At 58.6% G+C, this 24,822-nt stretch carries 32 protein-coding genes and 1 tRNA gene; 7 read left to right on the top strand and 26 right to left on the bottom strand.

Annotated features, from left to right (window positions below; all coding sequences use genetic code 11):
• The first annotated feature begins 41 nt into the window (after positions 1-41).
• The 4 genes from QEG70_RS01565 to QEG70_RS01550 all read left to right on the top strand — a co-directional run bounded on the left by QEG70_RS01565 (position 42) and on the right by QEG70_RS01550 (position 5,066).
• Complete coding sequence (locus QEG70_RS01565) at positions 42-2,996, top strand: glycosyltransferase (RefSeq protein WP_308719425.1); 2,955 nt, start codon at positions 42-44, stop codon at positions 2,994-2,996.
• 193 nt (positions 2,997-3,189) lie between these two features.
• Entirely contained in the window at positions 3,190-3,867 is a 678-nt protein-coding gene (locus tag QEG70_RS01560) for an NUDIX domain-containing protein (protein WP_308719029.1), read from the top strand.
• A gap of 215 nt (positions 3,868-4,082) precedes the next feature.
• Positions 4,083-4,448 carry a YidB family protein gene (locus QEG70_RS01555; protein WP_308719028.1) on the top strand — a complete coding sequence of 122 codons (366 nt, stop codon included), beginning with the start codon at positions 4,083-4,085 and terminating at the stop codon, positions 4,446-4,448.
• Positions 4,449-4,995: 547 nt separating this feature from the next.
• Positions 4,996-5,066: transfer RNA gene (locus tag QEG70_RS01550), tRNA-Gly, on the top strand.
• 651 nt (positions 5,067-5,717) lie between these two features.
• Here the strand turns inward: QEG70_RS01550 and QEG70_RS01545 are convergent.
• From QEG70_RS01545 to QEG70_RS01525, 5 genes are all read right to left on the bottom strand, one after another.
• Positions 5,718-6,326, bottom strand: a complete 609-nt coding sequence (locus QEG70_RS01545) for a hypothetical protein (protein WP_308719027.1) — start codon at positions 6,324-6,326, stop codon at positions 5,718-5,720.
• Entirely contained in the window at positions 6,323-7,123 is an 801-nt protein-coding gene (locus tag QEG70_RS01540; protein WP_308719026.1) for a hypothetical protein, read from the bottom strand. Before QEG70_RS01540 ends, QEG70_RS01545 begins: the two co-directional genes overlap by 4 nt.
• 420 nt (positions 7,124-7,543) lie before the next feature.
• Entirely contained in the window at positions 7,544-8,386 is an 843-nt protein-coding gene (locus tag QEG70_RS01535) for a BRO-N domain-containing protein (RefSeq protein WP_308719025.1), read from the bottom strand.
• Complete coding sequence (locus tag QEG70_RS01530) at positions 8,383-8,637, bottom strand: hypothetical protein (RefSeq protein WP_308719024.1); 255 nt, start codon at positions 8,635-8,637, stop codon at positions 8,383-8,385. Before QEG70_RS01530 ends, QEG70_RS01535 begins: the two co-directional genes overlap by 4 nt.
• Positions 8,638-8,656: 19 nt before the next feature.
• A complete protein-coding gene (locus tag QEG70_RS01525) occupies positions 8,657-8,842 on the bottom strand; it encodes a hypothetical protein (protein ID WP_308719023.1) in 186 nt (61 codons plus the stop codon).
• A gap of 84 nt (positions 8,843-8,926) precedes the next feature.
• On the opposite strand from QEG70_RS01525, the gene QEG70_RS01520 reads away from it, so the two are divergent.
• Entirely contained in the window at positions 8,927-9,226 is a 300-nt protein-coding gene (locus QEG70_RS01520) for an Arc family DNA-binding protein (protein WP_308719022.1), read from the top strand.
• Here QEG70_RS01520 and QEG70_RS01515 read toward each other — a convergent pair.
• The 15 genes from QEG70_RS01515 to QEG70_RS01445 form a co-directional block, all read right to left on the bottom strand.
• Positions 9,223-9,366 carry a hypothetical protein gene (locus QEG70_RS01515; protein ID WP_308719021.1) on the bottom strand — a complete coding sequence of 48 codons (144 nt, stop codon included), beginning with the start codon at positions 9,364-9,366 and terminating at the stop codon, positions 9,223-9,225. The two genes, QEG70_RS01520 and QEG70_RS01515, sit on opposite strands and share 4 nt — an antisense overlap.
• A complete protein-coding gene (locus QEG70_RS01510) occupies positions 9,363-9,941 on the bottom strand; it encodes a hypothetical protein (protein WP_308719020.1) in 579 nt (192 codons plus the stop codon). The genes QEG70_RS01515 and QEG70_RS01510 overlap by 4 nt, the downstream gene beginning before the upstream one ends.
• Before the next feature lie 22 nt (positions 9,942-9,963).
• Entirely contained in the window at positions 9,964-10,245 is a 282-nt protein-coding gene (locus tag QEG70_RS01505) for a hypothetical protein (protein WP_308719019.1), read from the bottom strand.
• A 75-nt stretch (positions 10,246-10,320) separates the two neighbouring features.
• Positions 10,321-10,659, bottom strand: coding sequence for a hypothetical protein (locus tag QEG70_RS01500; RefSeq protein WP_308719018.1), 339 nt, complete (start codon positions 10,657-10,659; stop codon positions 10,321-10,323).
• A gap of 31 nt (positions 10,660-10,690) precedes the next feature.
• Positions 10,691-11,119 (bottom strand): hypothetical protein, encoded by a 429-nt coding sequence (locus QEG70_RS01495; RefSeq protein ID WP_308719017.1) that lies wholly within the window; start codon positions 11,117-11,119, stop codon positions 10,691-10,693.
• 63 nt (positions 11,120-11,182) lie between these two features.
• Positions 11,183-11,593, bottom strand: coding sequence for a structural protein (locus tag QEG70_RS01490; RefSeq protein WP_308719016.1), 411 nt, complete (start codon positions 11,591-11,593; stop codon positions 11,183-11,185).
• Positions 11,590-12,021, bottom strand: coding sequence for a hypothetical protein (locus QEG70_RS01485; RefSeq protein WP_308719015.1), 432 nt, complete (start codon positions 12,019-12,021; stop codon positions 11,590-11,592). The genes QEG70_RS01490 and QEG70_RS01485 overlap by 4 nt, the downstream gene beginning before the upstream one ends.
• Positions 12,022-12,024: 3 nt before the next feature.
• Positions 12,025-13,116, bottom strand: coding sequence for a glycine-rich domain-containing protein (locus QEG70_RS01480; RefSeq protein WP_308719014.1), 1,092 nt, complete (start codon positions 13,114-13,116; stop codon positions 12,025-12,027).
• A 190-nt stretch (positions 13,117-13,306) separates the two neighbouring features.
• Positions 13,307-13,876: a DUF2612 domain-containing protein gene (locus tag QEG70_RS01475; protein WP_308719013.1), complete on the bottom strand. Its 570-nt coding sequence runs from the start codon at positions 13,874-13,876 to the stop codon at positions 13,307-13,309.
• Positions 13,876-15,096: a baseplate J/gp47 family protein gene (locus QEG70_RS01470; protein WP_308719012.1), complete on the bottom strand. Its 1,221-nt coding sequence runs from the start codon at positions 15,094-15,096 to the stop codon at positions 13,876-13,878. Before QEG70_RS01470 ends, QEG70_RS01475 begins: the two co-directional genes overlap by 1 nt.
• Positions 15,083-15,436, bottom strand: coding sequence for a contractile injection system sheath initiator (locus tag QEG70_RS01465; RefSeq protein ID WP_308719011.1), 354 nt, complete (start codon positions 15,434-15,436; stop codon positions 15,083-15,085). The genes QEG70_RS01470 and QEG70_RS01465 overlap by 14 nt, the downstream gene beginning before the upstream one ends.
• A 190-nt stretch (positions 15,437-15,626) precedes the next feature.
• Complete coding sequence (locus QEG70_RS01460) at positions 15,627-16,127, bottom strand: hypothetical protein (protein ID WP_308719010.1); 501 nt, start codon at positions 16,125-16,127, stop codon at positions 15,627-15,629.
• 249 nt (positions 16,128-16,376) lie between these two features.
• On the bottom strand, positions 16,377-16,559 hold the full coding sequence (locus tag QEG70_RS01455; protein ID WP_308719009.1) for a hypothetical protein: 183 nt from the start codon (positions 16,557-16,559) through the stop codon (positions 16,377-16,379).
• A gap of 86 nt (positions 16,560-16,645) precedes the next feature.
• Entirely contained in the window at positions 16,646-17,578 is a 933-nt protein-coding gene (locus QEG70_RS01450; RefSeq protein WP_308719008.1) for a phage antirepressor N-terminal domain-containing protein, read from the bottom strand.
• 19 nt (positions 17,579-17,597) lie between these two features.
• Positions 17,598-17,798, bottom strand: coding sequence for an Arc family DNA-binding protein (locus QEG70_RS01445; RefSeq protein WP_308719007.1), 201 nt, complete (start codon positions 17,796-17,798; stop codon positions 17,598-17,600).
• Between the two features lie 84 nt (positions 17,799-17,882).
• Between QEG70_RS01445 and QEG70_RS01440 the strand changes: the two genes are divergently transcribed.
• Together QEG70_RS01440 and QEG70_RS01435 are read left to right on the top strand one after the other, a co-directional pair.
• Positions 17,883-18,125, top strand: a complete 243-nt coding sequence (locus QEG70_RS01440; protein WP_308719006.1) for an Arc family DNA-binding protein — start codon at positions 17,883-17,885, stop codon at positions 18,123-18,125.
• Positions 18,122-18,940 carry a hypothetical protein gene (locus QEG70_RS01435; protein ID WP_308719005.1) on the top strand — a complete coding sequence of 273 codons (819 nt, stop codon included), beginning with the start codon at positions 18,122-18,124 and terminating at the stop codon, positions 18,938-18,940. Before QEG70_RS01440 ends, QEG70_RS01435 begins: the two co-directional genes overlap by 4 nt.
• A 294-nt stretch (positions 18,941-19,234) precedes the next feature.
• On the opposite strand, the gene QEG70_RS01430 is transcribed toward QEG70_RS01435, so the two are convergent.
• From QEG70_RS01430 to QEG70_RS01405, 6 genes are read right to left on the bottom strand one after another with little or no spacing between them, the layout of a single operon-like run.
• Entirely contained in the window at positions 19,235-19,822 is a 588-nt protein-coding gene (locus QEG70_RS01430) for a hypothetical protein (RefSeq protein ID WP_308719004.1), read from the bottom strand.
• The gene (locus QEG70_RS01425; protein WP_308719003.1) at positions 19,819-20,478 is read right to left on the bottom strand and encodes a Gp138 family membrane-puncturing spike protein; all 660 of its coding nucleotides are present in this window, start codon (positions 20,476-20,478) and stop codon (positions 19,819-19,821) included. The genes QEG70_RS01430 and QEG70_RS01425 overlap by 4 nt, the downstream gene beginning before the upstream one ends.
• A complete protein-coding gene (locus tag QEG70_RS01420) occupies positions 20,468-21,418 on the bottom strand; it encodes a baseplate hub protein (protein ID WP_308719002.1) in 951 nt (316 codons plus the stop codon). The genes QEG70_RS01425 and QEG70_RS01420 overlap by 11 nt, the downstream gene beginning before the upstream one ends.
• Positions 21,411-21,719 (bottom strand): phage baseplate plug family protein, encoded by a 309-nt coding sequence (locus tag QEG70_RS01415; protein WP_308719001.1) that lies wholly within the window; start codon positions 21,717-21,719, stop codon positions 21,411-21,413. Before QEG70_RS01415 ends, QEG70_RS01420 begins: the two co-directional genes overlap by 8 nt.
• Positions 21,716-22,453 (bottom strand): phage baseplate protein, encoded by a 738-nt coding sequence (locus tag QEG70_RS01410; RefSeq protein WP_308719000.1) that lies wholly within the window; start codon positions 22,451-22,453, stop codon positions 21,716-21,718. Before QEG70_RS01410 ends, QEG70_RS01415 begins: the two co-directional genes overlap by 4 nt.
• A gap of 10 nt (positions 22,454-22,463) precedes the next feature.
• Complete coding sequence (locus QEG70_RS01405) at positions 22,464-24,731, bottom strand: hypothetical protein (protein WP_308718999.1); 2,268 nt, start codon at positions 24,729-24,731, stop codon at positions 22,464-22,466.
• Positions 24,732-24,822: the final 91 nt, after the last annotated feature.

Raw genomic sequence — 24,822 nt, 5'->3', positions numbered from 1 at the left:
CGGGCATAACGCCGTGAACAGGAACGAGACAGGGATTGATGATGGCTGTTTCCCCCGATCATGCGGAAATGGCTGCCCGCTGGGCCAGTTTCGATGCCGCATGGTACCACGCCCGCTACGCCGCGGTGCTGGACCTTATGGGCATAACACCCGCACAGGCGCGCGATTTCTACCACGAGCATGGCGCGGCCCTGCACCACGCCCCCAACCCGTTCTTTGATGAGGCATGGTACTGCGCCACCTACCCTGACGTGGCGGCCCTCGTGGCGCAGGGCGTATGGCGTAGCGGGTTCGACCATTACCTGAACGCGGGCCTGAACGACCACAACCCCCACTGGCTGTTTGACGAGCACGCCTACCGCGCCGCCTACCCCGACATGACGCAGGCCAGCCTCGAGCAGGCCGGCTACCGCAATGGCTACGACCATTACCTGCGCACGGGCGATGCACAGATGCGCACCGGGTCGTGCTTTTTTGACCCCGCCACCTATCTCGCCGAGGCCCCGGAGGGAGAAGGCAGCGCCCTCGCCCACCCTTTTGCCCATTACCTGCTGCATGGGGCGGCGGCCCTGCCGTGGCGCACGCTCTCGCCCTATTTCGATGCCGAATGGTACGCGCGCACCTATCCCGACGTGCAGGCGGAAATTACAGAGGGATTATGGCAATCCGCCCTGCACCATTACCTGTGCAATGCCACGCCACTGGAATTTGATCCCGGCCCCCTGTTTTCCGAATCTTTCTACTGCGCCGTCAACCCTGACGTGCTCGAGGCGGTGGAGCGGGGCGAACTGCGCAACGGCTATGCCCACTTCCTGCGCCACGGCGTGCATGAACTGCGCAAGCCGTGCTCGATGCTGGACTTGGCGCAGTACATGCGCGACCCCGCCATTCAGGCCGACGTGAACGCAGGCCGCGCGCGCGATGGTTTTGGCCACTACCTTGCGACCCGCCCCGACCTGCGCCCCGCCGCGCCGCCACCCGTAACCGAGCCGCAGGCCCGCGCCCTGTTCCGCCACATGTGCGCCGTGCGCCTGCCGCTGCTGCTGGCGGCGGGCATTGATTTCAGTGCCGACGGACCGCCCGCGCTGAGTGTCATCATCATCGCGCATGACCAGTTTGCCATGACCATGTCCACGCTGGCCTCGCTGCGGGCCAATTACGCGGGCGCGCTTCAGGTGATCGTGGTGGATTCCGGCTCGCGTGATGGCGTGGCCCATATCGAGCAGCATGTAAAAGGCATCGAGGTACTGCGCTTTGCGGGCAATATCGGCTTCGTACGCGGGTGCAACGCGGGCCTTGCCAGGGTGGCGGCCCCTGCGGTGCTGTTCCTCAACAACGACGTGGACCTGCAATACGGCGCGATTGCCAATGCGCTGGCCCGCCTCATGGCCGATGAAACGACCGGGGCCGTGGGCGGGCGCATCATCCGCACCCATGGCGTATTGCAGGAGGCAGGCAGCATCGTCTGGCGCGACGGCTCGGTGCAGGGCTACATGCGCGACGCCCACCCCGCCGTGCCTGAAGCCGGATTCGTGCGCGCGGTTGATTTCTGCTCGGGCGTGTTCCTCATGGTCCGCACCGATGTGGTGCAGGCCCTTGGCGGGTTTGATGAAGCCTATGCCCCTGCCTATTTCGAGGAGACGGATCTGTGCCTGCGCATCCGCGCGCAGGGCTACCGCATTCTGTATGACCCCAACGTGTGTCTGGTGCATTATGAATGCGGCACGTCGGACGCCACGAGTGCCGCGCGCCTGATCGCGCGCAACAGCGCCCTGTTCACGCGCCGCCATGGCCCCGAACTGCGGCGCAGGCCCCTGCGGCACGACCCGCTCCAGGCCCGTGCCCGCCATGCTGATGCACGAAGCAGGCATGTGCTGTTCATCGAGGACAGGCTGCCACTGCGTTATCTGGGCTCAGGCTTCACGCGCTCGAATGATATCATCACGGCGCTGGCGGGTTTGGGCTACCGTGTCACGGTTTACCCCATTTTCCGCCCGATTGAGGATCTGGCCACGATCCGGGCGGCCTTCCCCGATCAGGTCGAGGTCATTCATGATCGCGAACTGCCCGAACTGGGTGCATTTTTGCACAAGCGCCGCAGTTGCTTCGATGCCATCTGGATCGCCCGCACCCATAATGCGGCCCGCCTCGCCTCCATCTTCAACGAGGCCGCTTCCAGCATTCCCACCGACCGCATCGTGGTCGATACCGAGGCCCTGGCAACCTGCCGCGACGTGGCCTACGAGCGCCTGTACGGCCTTGCCAGCCCCCAGCCCTTTGCCGCGCGGCTGGCGGCAGAACTGGCCCCGCTGTTCCTTGCCCGCCGTGTGGTGGCGGTAAACGAAGCGGAAGCCGACCTGCTGCGTGAGGCGGGCTTTGATAATGTCTCCGTTCTGGGCCACGTGCAGGTGCCCCGCGCCACGGGACCGGGGTGGGACGCGCGCCGGGACATCCTGTTCCTCGGCGCGGTGCATGACCAGCAGGCCCCCAATCTTGACTCGCTGGCCTGGTTCAGCGCCGAAGTGCTGCCCCTGCTCGTGGCCGAACTCGGGCCGGATATCCGCTTTGGCGTGTGCGGTCATGTCAACCCGCGCGTCGATCTTGGCCCGTTGCGCCAGCACCCCAATGTGCGCATGCTGGGCCAGGTGGCGGATACGGCCCCCATTTATGACCGGTTTCGCGTGTTTGTCGCCCCCACCCGTTTTGCTGCGGGCATTGCCTATAAACTGCACGAGGCGGCAGCCAATGGCCTGCCCGTGGTCGGTTCGCCACTTCTGTGCCAGCAGGCAGGCTGGCAGGACGGGCATGACATGCTCTGCGCCGACATAACCGACCCCGCCGCCTTTGCAGCGCAGGTCATCCGGCTGTATCGTGACCAGACGCTATGGAATACGGTGCGTGACAATGCGCTGCACCGCATTGCCACCGAACACGCCCCCGATGCCTATCAGGAACGGATTGCTGAAATCATGCACAGCCTGTTCACGCCAGACTGAGACTGTTTTAACAGCCGTCAATCATAAGGAAGTTTTTGGTGAAGCTTTTTTCACAACGCTTCGCAGAACGCCGCCTTTTTGAAAAAAGGCGGCGCCCAAAAACTTTTCATCATTGCAGGATGCTGGCTGAACTGACTTTTTAACCGTCACTGAGGCCGACCGTTTTCGCTGGCCTATGGCATGGAGAGGCCGGATGACCGATATTTCCTTTGCTCAAGGCATTGATGCCGCCCTGCAGGCCCGCGTGCTGGCCGCCCCGCATTTCCGCCGGTGGCATGAGGCCATGCGCACCCGCTTCACGTTACGCCATGTTCTGGTGCGCGATGCGGTGGCCTTTGGCCCGGAGCGCATGGGCTTCATACTGGTGGAGGCCGATGCCCTGCATGAAGGCAAGGCCGTGCCCGGCCTCGCCCTGCTGCGGGGTGATTCCGTATCGGTCATGGTCGTGCTGCAATGCCCCGGCTACCCTGACCGCACCATCCTCACGCGTGAGGCCCGCGTGCCGGTCGCCCAACCTGACCTGCTTGCCCTGCCCGCGGGCATGCTTGATGGCGGCGCGTTTGTCAGCACGGCACTACGCGAACTGGCGGAGGAAGTGGGAGCCGACCTGCATGTGCGCGCCGAAGATCTGGTGGAACTGACGCATGTCTGGCTCTCGCCGGGCGGGTGTGACGAGGCGATTGGCCTGTACTATACCGAACTGCGCATAGACGAGGCCTTGGCCCAGAACCTGACGGACCGGCAGACCGGGCTTGCCTGCGAGCATGAACATATCCGCCTGCGGGTGATCGACATGGCGGACCTGCCCCATATTGGCATGACGGACGCCAAAACGTTGCTTTCATGGCACATGTATCAGGCACGAAAATGAACATACGTTTTTTTGTTGACACAACAATGTGAGGGTTGTCATAACGGCGGGAAGCAGACCTGCCTTGTGCAACTGCTTCTTGGACGTTTCCTCCCTAAACTCAGCGGTGCATATGCACCGCTTTTTTTTGTCCTGTTTTATATAAATTTCCTATAACTCTATGTCGTGTAGTATAATGCGGCACAGACCAAATGACATGACGGGAACAAAGCAGAATGAGCGGTATCTTCAATGATGTTATGGGCAAGCTGAGCGATCTGGCCGGTGCGGCGGGCCTGTCGGAGCAGGTGCATTCCTACCTGGCCGAGCTTCTTACCCCCGCCACCATCACCAACCTGCTGACCCAGGCAGAACAGGCCGGGCTGGGCGACAAGGTGCGCTCATGGATTGGCGATGGCCACAACCTGCCCATCTCGACCGATGAACTGCGCTCGCTGCTGAGCAACCAGCAGGTTCAGGCCATGGTGGACAAGACCGGCCTGCCCGCCGCGACCATCCTGCCCGTTCTGGCCCATCTGCTGCCCGAGGCCGTCAACGCCCAGACCCCGGCGGCTGCCGGGGAAGCCCCTAAAACCGCCTGAACGCAAAACGGGGCCGGTCACATATGACCGACCCCTTCTTCATGGCAAGTTGATCATGATGCAGCATGAACCGCCTTGCATTTTTAAGGTGCTGCCAGAAATGACGGCAGGGCACACGGTCCTGACATTGCGCGCCGGGAGCAGAAATAACTCCACGGATTTTCCACAAATCAGGGCGATAACACATACGCCAGCCGATTGATAACGCCGCAACGCGTGTTGTTTGCGTGTTACCTACGCGCTCCGCTGCGATGAGCGGTTACACATATTCTATAGGAAAATCAGGGGATAAGATCGAGGGACGATGGTGGGCGCAACAGGGATTGAACCTGTGACCCCTACCATGTCAAGGAAGTTATCTATCCTTTTTTATACAATAAAATCATATAGTTAGAACATATTATCGGGAAAGTTCACGGATTTTCCACCGATTCGGTTGCTCCACCTTTCCCTTGTACCCTGAGTCGTCCTTCCCTATAATGCCCACGCCGCGACGGTCCCTATCTCCGTTGGTGGTGAATGGCTCCCGGCCGTCGCGGCACATTGGTGTAGGGTAGTTTAGTTCAAAATAGGTGACCGCCATATCACAAGCCGCAGGTTCGAACCCTGCCCCTGCAAACGGTCGTCCGGCGGACGGTATACAGTCGGAGTGCTCGTTGGTTGAACTCAAGCAGCCATCAGATAGCCGAGTAGTCGGTGAGCGGCGGGTGGAAGCCCCGCACTATTCCGGTGCTAGGCGCATGACGGGGAAGCCAGTAGGGCCTTGGCTATCAACGCCACTAGAGGTCCGAAGCCCTGTCTGGTTCAGCATATGAACCGCCGGAGCCAGTTTCAGTTGTCCGGAAATACCGGATAATTCACAGGTCGCGCCGTAGCGAAAAGCGGCACAAACGCTGGGGTTCGCTCCCGGCGGCACAAAGATGCGGACGCCCGCACAGTTGGCCGTAAGGTCTGAACCTATACGGAACCAGAGGCGTGACAGCAGGGAGAGACCGCCGCCCCGGTGCTACCAACGGGGCAACAGAACGGCAGGGCCTTCGGGTTCCTGCCGTTTTTAATGCAAAGTCAGTTGCGTTAACCGAATGCCGATCTGGCTAACACAAGGTTCGGACATGTTAGCGTTGTCGATCAATCGTTAACATCAAAGGCGTTTGTCGATCACTTTCACGACTTTTCCTCTGACCTTTCCAGTGGCATCGCCAGAATGGTCTCGGGGATTTTCCCGACACCCTCTCCGCAAACAGAACAGCCGATGTAGCCAGCGCCAGATCATCGCCGCACACCCACGAACGGCGCGACCGGCGCACGCTCGGCACACTCGCCCTCGGTCCAGGTATCAATCGTCGCCTGCACCCTTCCCCGCAGTTCCTCGCGGTCGGCGATAAGGCGCTTGGCCTCAGCATGCCGGGCATCATCGTTCTGGGCGAACATGGACGCCTCGTAGCCAAGCTGCCGCCCCATCTCCACATCTGGCATGGACGAAAGCGGCGCATAGGCCACCGGCAGGCTGATGGCCTGCCCTCGCGTCCGGCTGGCATCGGCCTGCACCCCGAACGTGGGCACTGTGGTGGCCGCACCTACGCTGAACTGCCCTCCCTGCGTGAACTGGCCGGAGAGCTGCAGCGTCACATCGCCTGCAATCGTGCCAACCACCGGGTCGGGCGTATGCTGCCTGCACTGGTCGGCACGCACGGCGCGCGTGAACCGGGCGTCCTGCTCCGCCGTCCATTCTCCGGCATGCGAGACCGACACCACCCCGGCCTGCGCTAGGCTGGACTGAATGGAAGCCATAGCTGCCGGAATCGTGGTCTGCACGGGTACCTGATGGGCGCAGGCAGACAGGCCAAGAGCACACAGCAGCCCCAGAACTGCCCTCACGACACGCCCCGCAGATACGCAGCATTGGCCTCGACCAGCGCCGTCCAGTCGTCACCAGCCGGATACAGGGCGCCGGGCGCGTGCAACTGCCCCCATGCCAGCCCGTGCGCCTCCATGATGCGGGACCGAACCCATCGCCATGTCGCTTTCTGTTTGCTGCCCCATGTCAGGAGCGTGACCAGATCGGTGTCGGCGGTGCCCGCGTAATCCCACAGCAGCAGGCAGTGGCCTCCCGCGCTGCCCGGTGTCGGATCGCCGTGATTGGCCGGACTGTCCGTGTCCCACACTGGCGGCAGATTGCCGTCCTGATCTTCCCACATATCCGACTGCGCGAGCTGCACGCCCAGATAGGCGGCAGACAGGCCAGCAGTGATATTGCGGATGCCGTTCAGGTCGCCCGGGTCGGCGCTCCCCCAGCACGGATACAGGGTCTGGGTTTCGAGCGCGTATCCGTCTCGGGAAGCTGCGGTCAGCACATCGACCTCAACGCCGCCATTGTCTGTGTTCGGGTTTCCGGGCACGTAGCCGGTGGAGCGGCTGTAGAACCGTACCGCGTCGTCAGGCGTCACGGCCACGTCAAACCCGCCCAGCGCTGCCGTGGCGTGCAGGTGATTGCCGATGCCAGCACTTGTGCAATCGCCCAGAGCATCATTGCCCAGCATGCCGGGGTGTGGGTCGATATGGTCGCGGATCAGCCGCGCCGGAGCACGCCGGGTACAGAAGCCCCGCATGGCGGACAGATGCGGCTGGCCGGGTCGGTGTTCAGCCGGGCGGCAGCCGAGTTTGCGATTGGTCATGGCTGGATGTTCTCAAACACAGTTACAAAAATGCACTGCCCTTTGGGGATATTTTCAGAACGACAATCCTTGTATGTCGCGCATCCCGAAAGAAAAATGGCCGCCAGAAGCAGGCACCCGAGAAAGCGTTTTGTCATGATTTCTCCAATAAAAAAGGCGGCTCCGAAGAACCGCCTTGTGGTTAAGCTATTTCCAGCCGTTTCATGTCGCACCCCGGCACCATCAACCGCATTGCAGCGGGCGGTCGTGACTTCCCTTCCCTGTCCGCGATCATACGCGCCACGGCTTGCACATACTCGGTCATGGTCTGCCAGACCACTTCGGCAGGCCGATGCCCGGCCAGATAGTCCATCGCATAATCTGATGAACGGCCAGCGAGAAAGCCGAGGTGCGATTTGGTGAGGGGCTTTGCCGTCGAAGCTACACCGGGGCCGACTCCTTGGCCTTGGCGAAAGGGCGCGGCGCATCCTTATCCGCCAGCATGGCGGCGCGCAGAATACCCACCAGATTGGGCGACCACTTCAACTGCTGCTGCGATCCCTTGCCGTGGCGACGCGTCGTGTCGAACATCCGGCCATGCTTCGCGCCTGCATCGGTCATTGAATAGTCGCTCGAAACGCTGGAACCGACCGACTTCACCTGATATCCAATGGTGGTAATCAGCTTGTTCGTGGCAATCGGGCTCAGGCCGATTTCCTTGCCGATCTGCGTGGGCGTCAGGTAATTATCCTGCGTCGGCGCGGCAACGGACGTGACACCCATTAATTCCAGAGGATTGACACCGGACAGTTCCTTCGTGCCGCGAGCGGCCATCAGAAGGCGCTGGTTTTCATCCAGATTGGACAGGTGCGATGCGACACGCAGGCAGCGCTCGAAGGCTACATCGAAGGCAGGCTTGCGGATGCGCTTGGGCTTCTGTTCCGGGGCTTTGATGGCACCATAACTTCCAGTCTTGCGGATGGAAGGCAGAACCTCATCAAACACCCAGCGCTCAAATTCTTCCGCCTCGGGCAACTTGCTCTTGATGATAAGGCGCAGTACGTCAGGCTCGAAGATGATGCGTGCGTTCTGGGTGCGCCCAAGGGAATCAACGATGGGGTGGCGTTTTACCACCCCACGGCAATGCAGCTTCATAGCGTTGGTAGGGTCGGCATATCCGAGACGTTCGCCCACATCCTTTCCAACAAAGGCAGGTTTGCCATCAACCAGAACGGTACGGATTTCATGCCCCTTGAACGCGAAGGGAATGATATTCTGGGTCATACCTCTACTCCTTCACCAATCAATGTGCGGAAGTGATCAGCTATGCGTGTGCATAGATTGGACTGATGACGATGAATCGCCGCCAATTCGTGCTTTGAGGGATCTTTCCAAGCGTTTGATTGGCAAAGACGGTCCACTTCATCCATGCAGATGAAGGCATTTTCACTTGCATATTCCTCACAAACCTCAATGGCCTTGCGAATGCCCGGAATCATTGCAGGCGTGATGCCTGATGTGATAATGTCACTCATAGGAATGGTTTCCTTGCGGTTACTGTTCAGAGGCATCGGGACTAGCTGCCAGGCGGCCCGGTGCCTTTTCTGTTTCCATTTCCTGCTTGAGCAAGAAAGTGATGTGAGCGCCCATCGTTCGCTCTTGATTCTTCGCTCGGTAAGCAAGGAAATCTTTAACTTCCGTTGCCAAGCGAATGTGGATCATTGGATCGCGGCGTGCCATATTCTCCCCTAACACCGTGTTACAAATCATAGGTAACACCGTGTTATCATTGAAGTCAATATCACTGTGTTATAAATAGTTCGTATGGCTAGACGCGACCCCATGATTCATGTCCGCATGTCGGACGAACTAAAGGCAACGCTTGAGAAATCAGCGAAAGCGAACGGACGTTCCATGAACGCCGAGGTCGTTTATCGTCTGGAAGAAAGCGTTAATCCTTCAACAAAAATGGATCTGACCTTGAGTGGTATGGATGCGCCAGCACCCCAAAAACCATTCCGCGACAAGCAGGGTAATATTACCGTGGGTTTGAAGGTTATTGACCATCCCACAAAGGGCCATCAGATCAAAATAACCCACCTAAATGATATAGACCCAGACTAGGGCGCAGGAGGCCCAAGCGTGTCGTCAATCTGCCGTTCGCGCCGGTATTCCCGCCACGCGGCGATGCCGAAAGCCAGCACCTGCGAGAACGCTGCGCCGGTCAGGAACAGGCCTAGACCGGCGAGCGTGTGGGTGGTCATCCCTGCGAGGCCGAGAAAACGGCAATCTGCCCGATGGCCGCATCACCGCTCAGGGGCGACACACCACGCAGGCGCGGGCCAGTCATGTCGATCATGGCCTTGAGCAGCGAGATCAGCGTTTCAGCCGCACCCGCCGCCGTCTTGGCCTCGGACACCACGCTGCTGGACAGGTTTGCTGCCGTGCCTGTGATCGTGGAAATGATGAGCGTGTCCACCTTCTCCACATCGGCAAGGATGCTGTCGAACGCGGTTTTCACGCTGGCGCTGTCGTAGCTGACGGACGTGCTCGACCCGGCGGCAGTCGAGAACGCGGACAGGGCCGATTTCAGCGACGCAATCACCGTGTTTGCGAGTGCCAGGTTCGCGGTCCCCATCGCGCTCGCCACGAACGAGACATTGATGGCCGTGTTGGCGAATGACAGGATCGCGTTCCCGTAGTCTGTGACCTCGGCCACGTTGAGGGTCAGCGTGGTGGTCGTGCCGTTCTTGGTCACGGTGCAGGCTGCCAGCAGGCCAGCCGCCAGCGTTCCAGCCCCGGCACGCAGCAGGGACCGGCGGGAGATATTCTGGTTCATGGTGTTTTCCTTTGTTGATCAGTTAGGAAACAGTGGTGACGGTCGGGGTCGCAGTCGTCGCGGGCTTCGTCTCGATCGCTGTCTTGAGATTGGAAATGCCGCTCAGGATCTGGGTCAGAGCCGCGTCGATGCCGGACAGATCAAGGTTCGGTGCGGCTTTCTCGACGATGACCGGCAGAAGCGTCTGCAACAGGTTGCCTGCCAGAGCGATATCGGCCTGCGTCGTGGCCGAGTCCTTCTTGCCCAGCGCGGTTTCAACGAGACCTTCAAGGGCCGGAATGGTGGTGATGTTCGTATCAGGCATGTCTGCCGCCTCCATATGAAAAAACCGCCTCGCGGGCGGTCGGGGAATCAGGATGATCGAGCCGGGACCGGCCAGTCACGTAGGGGTTTCAGGGCGCCCCTTCTTGTTCAGGACCGGAATGCCCGCTGCGGTCACGGCCTGCTTGGCCGCAGGCTTGTCGGCCAGCGGCACCCGCACGCCCGACTGCCCCGGCTTGAAGTGGTTCTCCGCCCAGCCGATGTTCAGGCCGATGGTGGTCATGAGCTGGTAGGCCACGGCCCACCGGCTGCCTGCATGCGGCGGCGGGATGATGGCGGCGGCGGCGCTGCACGCGAACACGAAGATCGCAACATACAGCGCGTATTGTTCCGGCACCTCGGTCAGCAGGAGCGTGATGACGGCCCCGAGGCCGCCGAGTTTTGCGGTTGTGATCATGTCATGCCTCGATGGGATGTATGGTGGCCGGTCAGGGGCCGTAGCCGAAGGCGCGCTTGCAGAAGGACCACGCCGCATCGCCAATCTGCCCCCAGCCGAGCAGGCCGGTGGCGAGCACGATGAAGGTCATGGTGACCCATGACGTCAGCTTGATGCCGCCTTCGATGCGGGCCAGCCTGCCCGATATCTCGTTGTTGCGTTCGGTGGCCGTGTCGGTCATGTCGTCCACGCGCTCCATGATCTCGCGGCGGGTCTGGGCGGCGTTTTCCGTGACGGACTGCGTGAGGTCGCGCCTGAGATCGGCAAATTGCTGCGAGAGCGTGTTCAGCCCGTCGCGCAGGTTGTCGTGACCGCCCTCAACCTTGGCCAGCCGCTCGCGCACACGGGCCAGATCCTCGACCGTGGCACAGCGGACGGTTGCCACCGGGCCGCCCTGCGTCAGGGGTGTGGTTTCGTTCATTCGTTTTCTCATAAAAAAAACGCCCGGGTGGGCGGCATGGCAGGCGCGGACTGTGCGGGGCGGTCAGGTTGCGGCAGGTGTTACGCCAAGCGCCTGGTCAATCCGGGCTGGCGTGAGGTGGCCGGGGCCGTTCTCGATGGTCGTGATGCCGCCGATCAGGGCCGCCATCGTGGCCGGATCGTTCAGGTCCAGCACGGTATCGGCCTGCACGCCCATGTGGTGGCACAGGGTGGTGATGTAGGCGGCGGTCTCGTTTTCGGTTGAGGGCGCATAGACCGAGATGATGCTGGAAACCGTGGTCAGGCCGCGTGCCGCGTAGCGCAGAAGCTGGTCGCGCAGGGCGCGGATGCCATCCGCCATGGTCGGGAATGCCGCAAAGCGCGGGTTGCTCACGCCGGTTTCCAGATACGCGCCGGGCTGGTGGGCAAAGTTTAGGTTGCCGGGGTTGTTGTTGCGGATGCCGCGCGGGGTCATGTCGTGCTTCCTGTCGTCGTGGTGGTCGTGCCGTTCAGGTCGGTCGGAGCCGCAGGCAATGCCGTACTGGTCGTGTCCGTGCCATTGGCGATGGCCTGCAGGGCTTTGAGATAGGTCACGACATCGGCAGGCGTTGTCTCCCCATACATGCCGTAGGCTTCCCATGTGGCGGATGCAGCAGCGGTCAGGGCGTTTTTTGCCTGCGTCGCCAGAGAAACCGTGGCCGCAACAGGCGTTGCAAACGACCACACCCCTGCAGTCGATTTCGTAGCCGTCCAGTGCTGGGCAGGCTGGGGGGTAACGCTGGTCACATCCACGCACGCCGCCACGAAGTCGGGGGCGTAGAGCGTTGAGAGATCGGCATCGGTCGTTATGGTTTGCCCGACAAGGCCCTGCGGGTCGATCCAGGCATAGGTTTTTGCTGTCATGGGTTACTCGCTTTCATCCAGTATCCACTCCTCGACCCAGACGAGGCCATCCGCCCCCGCGCCTCCAGGCATCGCATTGGCGCTGTTCTGAGGCAGGCAGACGCCAGAGCCGCCCGAGCCGGGGTTGATGGCGTCGTAGACATTTCCGCTTGCGCCATCGACAGCCGGAGCGCCCGGACCAAAAGCGCTCGCGCCACCCGGCCACGACAGGAGGCCCGCCTGTGAGAATGCGTAGCTGGTGGATGCGCCGGGAGAGCCGCCCCGGATCTGCTGCACGATGCCGCTTCCGGTCGCCGCTGCGGACTGGATGCTATTGGCCGATGCCCACTGACCGGAGTTTGACCATGTGCCCGCATTCCCACCTAAGCCACCCGGACACGTAAGAAGCGACCCGAACGAACTGGCTTCACCGTTATTTCCGGGCAGTCCATCGATGGCCCCAGATGTGACCAGACGGGCACCGCCTGCGCCCACTGTGACGGTTATGCCTGCCGCGATGGCGCTTGCCATGTCGGATGCGGTGTATTCGGCCATGGCGTATGTTCCACCACCGCCCGCATGAGCCACTGATACGCTGTCGCCTTCATTGTAAGCGGCGGAGCCACCACCACCGCCTCCTGCCTGTACGTGGACACGCCAGAAGTTTGCACCGGATGTCGGGGTGAATGTGGATGTTCCTGCCGTATTGAAGCGTTGGACTTTCAGCAGCCGCCCCGGCGTCAGGGTGGCAAGCTGGCCCAGGGCCACAGGGTTCTGCGCCGCCGTGGCATTAGGAACAGTGGGAGATGTGTCGAACGCCACCGGGCCGGTCACGGTCTGGGTAGATGAATATGACAGGCGCAAATATTGCAGATTGGCCCACGCCTGAGATGCGTATCCATTGAATAGGGATTGCCATGCCGCACCATCATCGCCGGGCGTTGTCGTGTTGTTATCGGCAGTAGAAACCCAGAAGACGCCAACCGTAGATCCAGAAACGATTGCTCCAGAGGGGTATCCGCCTATTTCTGCGGCAAAGGTTGCGTCAAACGGCCCCAGATACCCGGCCTGTAACGGCTGTATGGCCGCCGAAATCAGGTTTAGGAACCCGTTCATATCCTTTCCGTTCGGCGGCTCGCCCCCAGCCGCCCGTGCGATAAATGACTCAGGCGGAAACGCTAACGCGATTGAGGCTGATCCATCACCCGCCGTTGATTGAGTGGCTGGGATTGTTGTAATATCAGACGACGAGGCGGAAGCCCCGATCAGGGTGCCGAACTTATTCAGGCTGTCGGTGCTTTTCATGTTAGCTCTTGATTTGGTAGGAGATTGCAACACCAGCAGCGCGAGGCAGCACACCACTGTTCTGAATAATGCTGACCTGGACATCAGTAGGAACGAAATCGAAAACGTAGGTCATCGTCATGTCCATGTTATCCTTCACATAAACGTCCCCTTGATCTGGAAATAAAGTCATCAAGACGGCGTTTGTAGAGGTGATGGAGCAGTCGGATATATTGGCGAGTGCCTTGGCATAAATCAGTTGCCTAAATCCTGCATCTGACATCCTGTAGTTCGTAGTCGCGGCCTTTCCCGAATACCAAGGGGCCTGATTAAACCCGACTTCCGTCAGGTCGTTTGCCTCCCTCCACCCGAGATAATCCGTCGATGAAATTGTCAGGACACGTGATACGCCAACAATCCGGCCCCATATGTCCAACCCATATCCCTGCGCCGTCTGCACGTTCCATATCAGGTCATACCACTGGTCGATGAGACTGGACGGGTCGATGCACTGATTCCATGCGTTGATAATCGTGCATAGCGCCGGGCTGTTCGCGTATTGCGATAGAACTGTCTGCTGTATGTTTTCCATCAGGAAATCGTCACGGTTATGTCGGACGCATCGAGCGTGGGGATCTGGTCGATATCAAGGGCCGCGGTAAACCCGGTCGGGCTGGCCGATGTGCCAACCGTTATTTCAACAATCCTGACCCATGAACCGAGCGCAGCAACAGCCGAGTAATAGGTGCTGGCATAGACGGTCCCGCCGATGATGGAGCCATCCCCGTCATCTGCCGTGAAGGCCGCCACGATAGCGGCCTGTATATCGGTGGCTGCTGTTGACGGAACGCTAGAGCCACTTTTGATCGTCACGACAAAATACAGGGCGGTATCAGTGGCCCGTGTAAACGACACGCTATAGGTCGGAGCGGTCTGATATGCGCTGTTCGGGTCCGCCACCGTTACCGTAGTTGTGCCGGTATAGCCGCAGCCCGGTGGTTTTTTGGTCAGGATAGCCAGGGCAACGGCTTCATCCGTTCCGCCATTGACGCACACATACAGGCTATTCGCGGCGAGGCTGACACCGCCAGTCGTAACGGCGGTTGATGTGCTGTTATCCGCGACGTAGCTGGCCGTCACACCATCAACCGCGCTTACCGCCCCCGCTATAGCATCAAGCGTCCCTACGCTGTTTGATGCTACAGAGGCGGCGCGCCTTGCCTCGAATGCCGCCCGCCCCTCTTCCGCCGATCCGGTTGAACCAGCGGCGGGGTTGGTGGCGGACGTAAGGCCGGTTACAGCCTGATAGACGCTGATGCTATTGGCCGCACAGTCAATCGCGCCAAGGGTGGTGCAGGAAAATGTTCCTGTTCCAGCGCCGGTGGCCGCGATGGTTATCGCCCCATCAGCCGCATAGTAGTAGCCGCTGACATCCTGAACCAGAGTCCCCTCAGGTATGACCGTGCCGGATGCGCCGGTGCATACGACCGTCACAACCGTTGCGGTCGCTCCCTTCCGGCTCATGAAATAGATGTTGCCGATAGCATCCTGAAGGCGACCAAACGCACGATCAGGGTCAACACCGTTCAGGACGTTGAGGATCTGCGCATAGGCATCCCCTAACGCCGCCGTGAAGGAGGTGGCAAGCTGCCCCTGCGGTGTGGACAGGGCCGTATTCATGTTTCCACCCATGGCGGCATTGAGGTCAGCCAGTGCGCCGGAGAGAATATCCGTCTCAGCCGGGGCTGCGAAGCCTGCATCCGTAAAGGATGGCGCGGGAACGGACGTGGTTCCGGTATCAGAGGTTGACATTGCCAGTGCTTCCGCTGGTAGTGGTAAAGAGAATTGTTCCGGACATCTGCCGCGATGCAGTCAGGCCGGACACCAGGCATTGCGCGTCGGCAACGCCGGTCACGGTCAAGGCCACCTGCTCAACCTGCTTTTCGAATGCTGCCACGGATTGGCTGCGGCCCAGGATATTCTGCCGGTAGGGCATACCCTGAGTGGTGTCGTACCAGCATTCCCCCAGAAACACGCGCACGGCGGACGATATGTCCTGCGCGATCGCATACACGTCCGACGCCACCGCTATGTTGCCGCTGGCATCAAGCAGCAGATCCCACGTTGAGCGGTCCAGAAGGAGCGTGTTCATGTTTTCTCGGGGGCATAAACGCAAAAAGCCGCCCGGATAAGGGGCGGCTTTGGCGCATTTGTTGCAGTGTGTTTGAAATCTAGCAGTCTGTTTCGAAAAGTACAAGTGAAGTTTGCTGGCCGCTTTTATAGAGCGGCCAGCGTGTTTCCTACGCGATCAACTCAACGTCCAGCCTATCGCTTTATTGCGATTACCCTTCGCCGGATGGATTATCGTCGGATTGTTTCGACGCATCTGGTTTTTTCGTGTTCGGTTCATTCTCGCTTCCGTCTTTCCGTACAAAAGCGTAAATCACTGCGACGATGGTTGAGCCGCCAAGGAACGCGCCCGCAGCACCATGCCCGGATTGAATGACCCATCCAGACATGCCAAGCATCGCTAGTAGCGCAAGGAGGGCGATAAGCCGCCGGAGAGCGGAATCGGCAAACTGAAAAATCTGATTCCGCTCCCGCAGCTTCCTTTCGGTTACCGCGTTGAGTTCAGCCATTTTCATTATGCGGTCTGGCAGATCCTCACCAACATCCTTATACCCCATCATTTCAGATGCGGCCGGAATGGGTCCAGAAATGCGCTGGGCAGCGGCAACCACCACCTGCCCGTTTATCATCGTCGGAGCATATGTTGGGTTTTGCGGAATATGGGATGGATTAGTGATTGGCGACGAATCTACCGTCGGAGTGGATTTCTCCATCAACCTGCTGCATTGCTGAGCGCATGGATCTGCCGGTTGCCTCCCAAGCGCTGCGATTGATCTCATCAGCCGTTGAGACATTGTAATGCCTTACGGGTGCACTAAAATTCAGAAGGTCACCGAAGGCGGCGAGGATCGACCGCGCAAAATAAGTCTTGAGCATTTTCCCCTCCCAATCAATTAACGTCTGCGACTGCCCTTCGACTGCACATTGGTTGCTTGAAGGGCAGCCGTCAAGTTAACTTCTGTCTACCCGATCAACTCACGCTCCTCTACCTTCCGCGCCCTCAACGTCACCACACGCCGCTTCTGCAACCAGTTCTGCCGGGCCTGTTCAACATAGGAGCGGATGCCCCGGCGGTCCCTGATCCACCTCCTGAGCAGGTTGATATGCATGAGCGCTTCCATATCCCGTGGCTTGTCCGCGTTCACACGCTCCCATCCCTCACACTCCGCCATCCAGATAAGAAGCTCTTCATCTGGCGGCAGGTGTCCGCTGATGGGGTTTTCTGTCAGGGCTACGCCGGGGCTCGCTCCTTGGCCTTGGCGAAAGGGCGCACCTCCATGCGCCAGCGCAGCACGTCAAGGGTTCGGGCCGACCACAGGATCTGCCGCTTGGTATGATGAATGCCGAAGAACTCGCCATTGTCCGTGACCATCCATGGCTGGTTTGTCGTGCCAGTCGACTGCAAGCCAAGATCGGCCAGCATGGCGTTGACCTTCGCAGCACCAATGCCAAGGCGACGACCGATCTCACCAACCGGCAGACGGCACGTTCCGGTGTTCGGGCGGCGCTTGGGGATCAGGTTAGCCGGGATGGGAAAGGCTGCGATCTGGCCGGGCACGCGGGTTTCGACCAGAGCCTGCTTTTCGGCAACCTTTTCCTGCACCACGGCAACGGCATGGTCGGAAAGTTCCCGCTGTGTCGGTGTCAGCTTCTCGCGGATTTCCACATTGAGGGCCGCCAACATGCTGGACATCTCTTCCAGGCGCTTTTCGCTCTCGGACACACGCTTATTGACGATACCCTTCACGATGCCACCGACTTCCTGCGCCGTCAGGTGATGAGGGGCGGATTGAGCGCCACGTGCTAGCGCCTTACCGAAGAAATGATCGAACAGAACGCGGGCGCATTCGGTCTGGTATTCAATGACCTTCGCGCGGGTTGCTTCATTCTTGATCCGGTCGGGGTGGATCGTGGCGAGCCAGAAGTTGAGGAGGTCGAGGGAGAGGCAGGTTCCGTCCTGTTCGCCGCCGTCAGAAGGTATCACCGTCATGGTGATACCCTTTTTAAGCACCGAATGAGACATAATTTTCCTGTGCTGTGGCTGCCATGACAGCCCCATCCCCTCAACCACCGGCTTCATCGCCACCAGCGTTGTTTCGGGACGATCACCGGGGATCGCAATAAGGTTTGAACCGTGGAAGTCGATTGTGGTAAGAGCGGTCATAGTGATGTTCCTTGTAAGGTCATTTCTGAGGGGCGTTGGGCTGGCTTTGCACGGCGATGCCCAACGCCTTTTCTGCTTGCTCAAGATGTTGAGCATAAAACTTCAATCCAAAAACAATCTCTGAATTGACGGATCGGCAGTTTGCCTTTGCGTTCGCTTCCAATGCGTCCTTCATGGACTGCGGGATGCGGACGTGAATTTGCGGGTCTCTCTGTTTCATGACCTCTCTCATGTGTTTACCCATACCACTTCCTACCAATAAGGTAGAATTGTCGTCAATACCTTTTTGGTACACTGTGGTTGCATGCGAGAGAAAGCTGCACAGTTCCATGTCCGTTTCCCAGCCGAGTTAAAGCGCTGGCTTGATGAACAGGCTGCCCGAAACGGCAGATCTGTGAATGCCGAACTCGTCTGGATGATCGAGTTCATGCGCGACGGCTATCAGAAGGAAATCGCCACGCGGGATAGCGAACTGGCAGAGATTAAGAAGATCGCGCTTGAGGCTCTTGAGAGGGCGAAGGATGCGCAGGGGAAAACTGAGAAATGATATTTAGGTATGTGTTATTGGCGGCATCAATATCTATTCCATATTCGTCTCATGCTTATGCGGGTGATTCAATATCTGATTTAAAGCCCACATCAACTTGCGAGCCAATCGGGCCCGCTGATGGTTCAGTAGATCAAAACCGAATAGTAAAGGCTCTTATGTGGTATGATGATTACATAAAAGGAACTGTATTCGAAAAAATAGCGTGGGGAAATATGGACCCGCTAGCCCCTGGAAGCGCCCTTAAGATGGCACAAAGAATCCAGCAGATACTCTCAATAGAGGCTCAGGCACCAATAAGATATTCAGACGATTGGTATATATATAATGCGTTACTTTATGGTTCAAATCTCTCTTACGAGATAATAAAATCATCAGGTAATAAGGACCAGAACAATAGTAAGGAAATTGAAGATTTATATGCACAAAGGGTAATAGCGTGTGTTCATTTTGTTGGTGATCCAGAAAAGTCTAAAATATATAAAAAACTATTTGCCATGTATAAAGATATACATTCATATTCACCATCCACACCATATGGCAATGACTTATACGACGCCTCAAAAGAGGTGTATTTATTAGAATACAAAAAAACTCATGGAGAGGTTTATTTTTCACCAATACCAACCCTAGTAAATAACTCAATTTCTGATGAAAATATAATTGGGTATCGTCAAAAATTTATTTTTAAATGCACACAAAGCGTATCAGGAGAATACGTTCCATTGTGCGTTGATTATTCCAATATAATAATTCATCAAGGTTTCTATGACCAACTAAAAGAATCTGGAATTCCTGTTTATTTATTAAAATAATATATATAATTAATACTGAATAGAAGAAGCTATGAAACACGCCTACGCGATGTGGATCGGTCCGAAGACGGCTAATCTCTTGCTATCTTCCGCTTAACGTTCAATACAGTGGCGGCTGAATAGCCCCTATCCGCCATATTCTATAATCCCGACTCTGGGGCGCGTGGGAGGGTGCCTTTTTTATGGAGGCACCCTTGAGCGATAAAAATCCAGTACCGAATAGTCAGGCCAAGGCGCAGCAACCCGCTCGCACTGAATTGCTGGAGCGCATGACCAAAGCCACCCCGCCTATGGCTATGGATGAATCGCTGAAGAAAGAAGCTGATAAGCCTTGAGTGCAGCCGAGGAGCCCGCAGCGGTAATTGCGATGGCAACAATTGGCGTTATCGCTGCTAGAACCCAAGATGCCTTAAGCCATCTTCGATCATAAGTCAGGCTCTCCCGGTTCAGGAAATTGACTGCATCAATGGCATGGGCCATCCGCTCCGTCCCTGCTGCTTCGGTGCGCCCGGCAATGTCGCGCAGCACGTCGTCCACAACATCGGGAGCGACATTTTTCGTGTGCCATGGGGTCGAATATAGCGTGCGGATACAGCAGAAAGCGCACCCCCCAAAGCCAGCCACAAACGCCCATGCCATAGCCCTGTGCCCGTCATATTGCGTTGCGGCGAGCGCCCCGGTTGTAAGGGTGACGCTCCAGCCCAGCAGGGAGGACGCCCGGCCCTTCATCCGGTCGGCTGCGGCCTGATTTTCGGCATAAGCCGCATCGACAAGGGCGCGTTTTTCCTTGGCTAGCCATAGATGAAACCCGTCTTCGCGCTCAGCAATATCCGGCTGAAAGTCTAGCGACACATCGACGGTGAATGGTTCGACCTTCTTCACTCTGGGGCTCCTGTCGTTCCCGGCGCGTCTGTGACCGGGTGCGTGTGGCTTTTGCCGGAAATGCCTGCGGCCTTCACGTCTGTCTGGCCTGTAACGGTGCCCTGCGCCGTAATGTCGCCGGTGGTGGTGATGGCGCAATTCACCTGCATGCTGGCGGCGTCCACAATGAACTTCCCCGCCGTGTGGACATGCACGTCATCGCCCACCCAGCCGATATATTCGGTCGGCGCGGCGTTCAGCAGGCCGCCCACATACACGGCGTCTGACACATCATGATGCCGGTATGATCCCGGAACCGACGCCGCCCGGTTGACCTTGACGTTGGATATGTCGCGGCCAGACACGATTGCATATCCGATATCGCCCACCTGCGGGTCACAGATGATGGCCCGGCTGCCACCCTGCATGCGGATGTAGGGCACATCATAGATCACACCACGCGGGGTCGGCTTTCCTGTCCCGTCAACCTGATGCACAAGCGGCTGAACATCGACAAACCCGACCGGGTTCAGGCCCACGCCATTAACCGCCAGCACCTTGACTGGCAGGTTCGCGCCCATCCGTCCCATTACGCGGCGGATCATGGCGTTGAACACGTTGAACGTGCAGCCCGCGTCCTCGGGCCGGTTCGTTCCTATGTATGTGTTATCGGGCAAATACCGTCCCCTTTGCCAGATCCTGACGCTGCGCCTCGATGTAGGTGGTCCATTCCCCGCCGGGGATTTCAGATTGCAGGTCGTGCTGCACGCGGTAGGCTACCCATATGCCATTCGATGCCGGGAAGATGTTATTCCCGCCCAACTGGTTAAGCTGCCCCATTTCGTTAACCCATGCAGCCGGGGCATATTCGCTTTCCAGCTTGATGACGCTTTGAAAGCCTATGGCGCTGTTGAACAGCGTGCGCAGCGTTACGCCATACTGCGCATAGGCCGGGTAACCTATCATGCCTGTTTCAGATGAAATCGTGACCTGCGCGGTCGTGCTGGTCGGGCCGCTTGCGGGCCAGATGCTCAGGACATTCGTGGCGACGATATAGGTTATCTGCGCAGCCTGTGCGATGGCCTGAATCTGGTCCGCGCCAGACCCATTCAGCGTGACGCTGCCGTTCATGACTGCCGTCACGCCGTTGTTCTGAAATGACAGGCCAACTTTCTCGGCTATCGCTTTCATGATATCGGCCACCGCCACACTGCCCTTGAAGGCCGTTGGCGTGATCGGCATTGCGGATGGCTGCGCCATGCTCTGGGCCGTAACCATAAAAGCGGTGTTCGGAGCGCTGTTGAAATCTGCAAACGCCCCGACCACGCCACCGGAAAACACCATCTGCCACACATCGTCACCAGTATCACACGCCTCCACCGTAACGGTGTTTGCATTCTGGGCCACCACGCCAGCCTGAACCATGGACAGGCGATTCATGTGGTTGATGTTTACACCCTCTATGCGCAGGGAGCACATTACGCCGCCCTCAAGACCTGCATTGGCAACCTGGCAGGCTACGCGCAGATCCGTCAGGGTTATGGCGGAATATCCTGCCTCCTCATGAATCAGGAATTTCACCCGCAGACGCTTGCGTGTGAAACTTCTGTCAGACATTTTTGCCCTCCTGATAATACAGGCACCATCGGTCATTCAGGCCGCTATAGTCCGGGTCTGTCGTGCCCTGACTGTCGATAAAGACCAGATCACCGGGGAAGCCGTAATATGCCTTGCGGATGATCCATGTCCGGTCCTGACATAGCAGGCCCGCCATGATCAGGGTACCATCCAGATAGATATCCATGAACAGTCCGGTATCAAGCTGGTATATGTTCAGCTTGGCCGTGTGGCTGGACAGCGGCACGGTCAGGGTCTGACTCGCTACTGCGCTGACGGGTATTGTGACGGCGGCGGTCATGATGTGGTGGTCCCATTGGCGTAGGTATCTGTCTGCGCGGATGTCAGGCTTTGTGACTGCACATTGCCGCCGTTTGTCTGGCTGGCGCCGGACGGCTGTGAGGGGCTGGTGACAGAGACAGACTTGCTGTGCTGCAACCGGACTTCCTCAAGCATGATTTCTGCCCGGACCATGGTTACGCCGCGATGCGTTTCACGCCTGATTGCGTAGCCGATCACATTCATATTCGAGTATGTAGCCTCTGGCGTAACCACCAGATAGGTGTTCAGGTCCGCGACAAGAGAGTCCAGCGCAGCCAGGAACTGCTTGCGCACGGTCACGCCCTGCGTCGTGCCGCCTATGCCTGCCACCGACAGCAGGCTGGTGATGGCGCTTACGTTGCCGTAACTCATGGCGGTGCCATCGCACAGCACCTCAAGCATCACCTGTCGGGGCATCTTGACCTTGTTATAGGACATGAAGCCGCCGTTCTCCTGCGGGGCATCGGACTTGCGATACTGTGACCGGATATCAATCGCCCGCACCCGCGCCGCCGTCAGCACCGGCTTGCTGTAGGTGTTGAACAGCCCCCATTGCGTGGCAGCATTGCTGACCAGATAGCTTTGCAGCAGGGTGTCCAGTTCAACGGACGCCACCGCCTCGGCATCCGACATGACCGTTGACCACAGTTTGGGAACGCCCGTGCCCGTTCCGACATTTGCCGTTGTGGGCTGGGCTACCAGCGTCATGACCATTTTTGGGTTCCTATGCCGGGAATGCGCTGTTTGCCTGTCTGGCAAGGTTGCTGTGGCTGTCCTCTACCGCACGGCGCGTCGTTTGCGGATCTGCGCCGTTAAAGACCATATGATAATTCCCTGTGATGTGGGCGTTGTTGTTCACCGTGCTGTTTGATGTGGAATTGTCCTGCGCGGCCTGCAGGTTTTGTGCCGTGGCATCCACAGCCGCCCTTGCGCTGTCGTGCGCCGCCTTCCCCATGGCCTTGGAATAAATCTGCGCGGTCAGTGTGTCGTTATAATTCCCGCCCCGATTTTGGCCCATGGACAGGGCGCGGTCTATCTGCGCCTGGCTGATCTGTCCGTGCCCTATCTCCACCCCCGCAATACCGGCGATCATCTGCTTCTGGATTGCAGGATTTCTCAGGTCAAGATGAGCGTCGGGTGACACCCCCATATGCCGCGACAGTTGCGCGATATACGCGGCGGTGTCGTTCTCCTCCTTTGGGGCGTATTTGGAGATAATGGCATCGACCGAATCAATGCCACGGGATTTATACAGCACCAATTGATCGCGGAGCGCCTGAATCCCGGCCTCCATCGTGGGAAATGCAGCGTAGCGTGGCCTGGCAACGCCCGTTTCCATGCGCGCGCCGCGCTGCCCCTGGTATTCAAGATTTCCGGGATTGTTGTTACGCACGCCGCGCGGGACATAGCCGCCCGGCTGTCGCGCTGCAACGTCCCACTTCATCTGGTCTTCTGCGGACATTGACATAGCGGACTGGCCCGACTGCTGCTCGATCCAGTTTTCCTCGTCCTGCCCCCACTGGAACATGCCGACAGTGCGGCCATTATTGCCGATGGCCTGCGTGTTGAAACCGCTCTGCTCCTGTATCCGCTTGATCAGATCAGCCACTTCCTTGGGGTCAAGGTGCAGTGTTTTCGTGCCGTATTCCGTCAGTGCCTGCCGCCGCTGGGCCTGCTCCAGATCGGTGTATCGGTTTGATGAATAATACGGGTCGTGCCTATTGTAGATCTTCCGGCGGTTTTCCTGCTTTCCTTCGTCGGACGTGTCGTGGTCAATTTCCTGAATCAGCTTCAGACCCTGATAGGTAGCGAATGCCCCCGATGCTCCGGTAGCAAGCACTCCACCTAAAACTCCACCACCAATCCCCAAGGCTCCCTGAGCGCCTTTCGCGCCAAACCCGCCGAGAGCGGCGAACTGACGAACTGCGGCTATAACCTTGATGAACTTGGACCCTAGCCAGAGATCAAACAGGATACGAACTGCCTCGGACCAGCCGCCAACAGCTTGGGCTGCCGTATTCGCACCAGATGCAAAACTCTTGATGCCGTCCCCTACCGCTTTCCAGTCGATGGAGCGCAGATAATCCCACATCTGCTTAATCTGGTCGCCTACAGACTTCCAGTCTACCGCCTCAACGGCATCACCAATCCGTTTCACATAATCATCAATATGTGTTCGGATTGTATCCTGATATTTGTCCACGAGACCGGATACCAAACTCAGAAGATGATGCAGTTCCGGCGTCAGGCTGGTCATGATGGTGCGGCCAAATGCCTCGGACTGTGCCGTCAGCTTGGTCCAGTCCATCATCAACTGGCCGGATGCCTGTGTATCCGCCTTGGTGGGGGCGTATTTTTTCAGGGCCGCATACATGGCCTCGATCTTTTGCGGCCCCTGCTCCAGCATATTGATGAATCCCTGCGACAGTCCGGCCTGAGAACCGAGGGCAGAGAACATCTGTGGGCCCAGGCGCTGTGCCGCGCGGGCCAGATCGGGCAGCATTTCGTTCATGTCGCGCAACTGGCCGTTGGCGCCCTGTAGCCGCACGCCCATCTGCCCAAATGTCAGGGCCAGATTCGTGCGCCCCTCCACAGTCTGGAACTGCGAAACGAGGGACTGCATTGAGCCGGACACGTCCTCTGCCGTGCCGCCGAACGACTGCGCCACTTTCTGCCACGCACCAAGGGACTGCGCCGACACGCCCAGATTGCGCGACAGGTTGCCAAGCGCCACGTTGGATCGGGTGTTGTCCTGCACAAACGCCTTCAGGCTCTTGCCCGCCGTCAGGACTGCGAAGAACGACAGGGCCTCGCGCGACATGGTGCGTATGGCCTGCGCGCCACTGGTGGCTGCGGCGTCAACGCTCTTCCCCATATTCTGGGCAGAAGACTTGACCTTTCCGAACGAAGTGTCAGCCTCTTTCTGCCCCTTCTGCACCCCTTTCGGGTCAAGGCCGAGCGTGACAACAAGGGCGTCAATTACAGTGGCCATTACCCGTTAAACCTCTTCACAATCGCGGCCTCAAGCAAGTCCTCGAAGTCCTCGCTATCATATATGGTCTGTAGTTCATGGAGGGTTGCCA

Origin of the sequence: Komagataeibacter xylinus, from assembly GCF_031081985.1 — a bacterium.
Classification (GTDB): Bacteria; Pseudomonadota; Alphaproteobacteria; order Acetobacterales; family Acetobacteraceae; genus Komagataeibacter; species Komagataeibacter xylinus_E.
The sequence above is the reverse complement of the archived record's forward strand: the minus strand, read 5'-3'. Positions and strand labels throughout refer to the sequence as shown.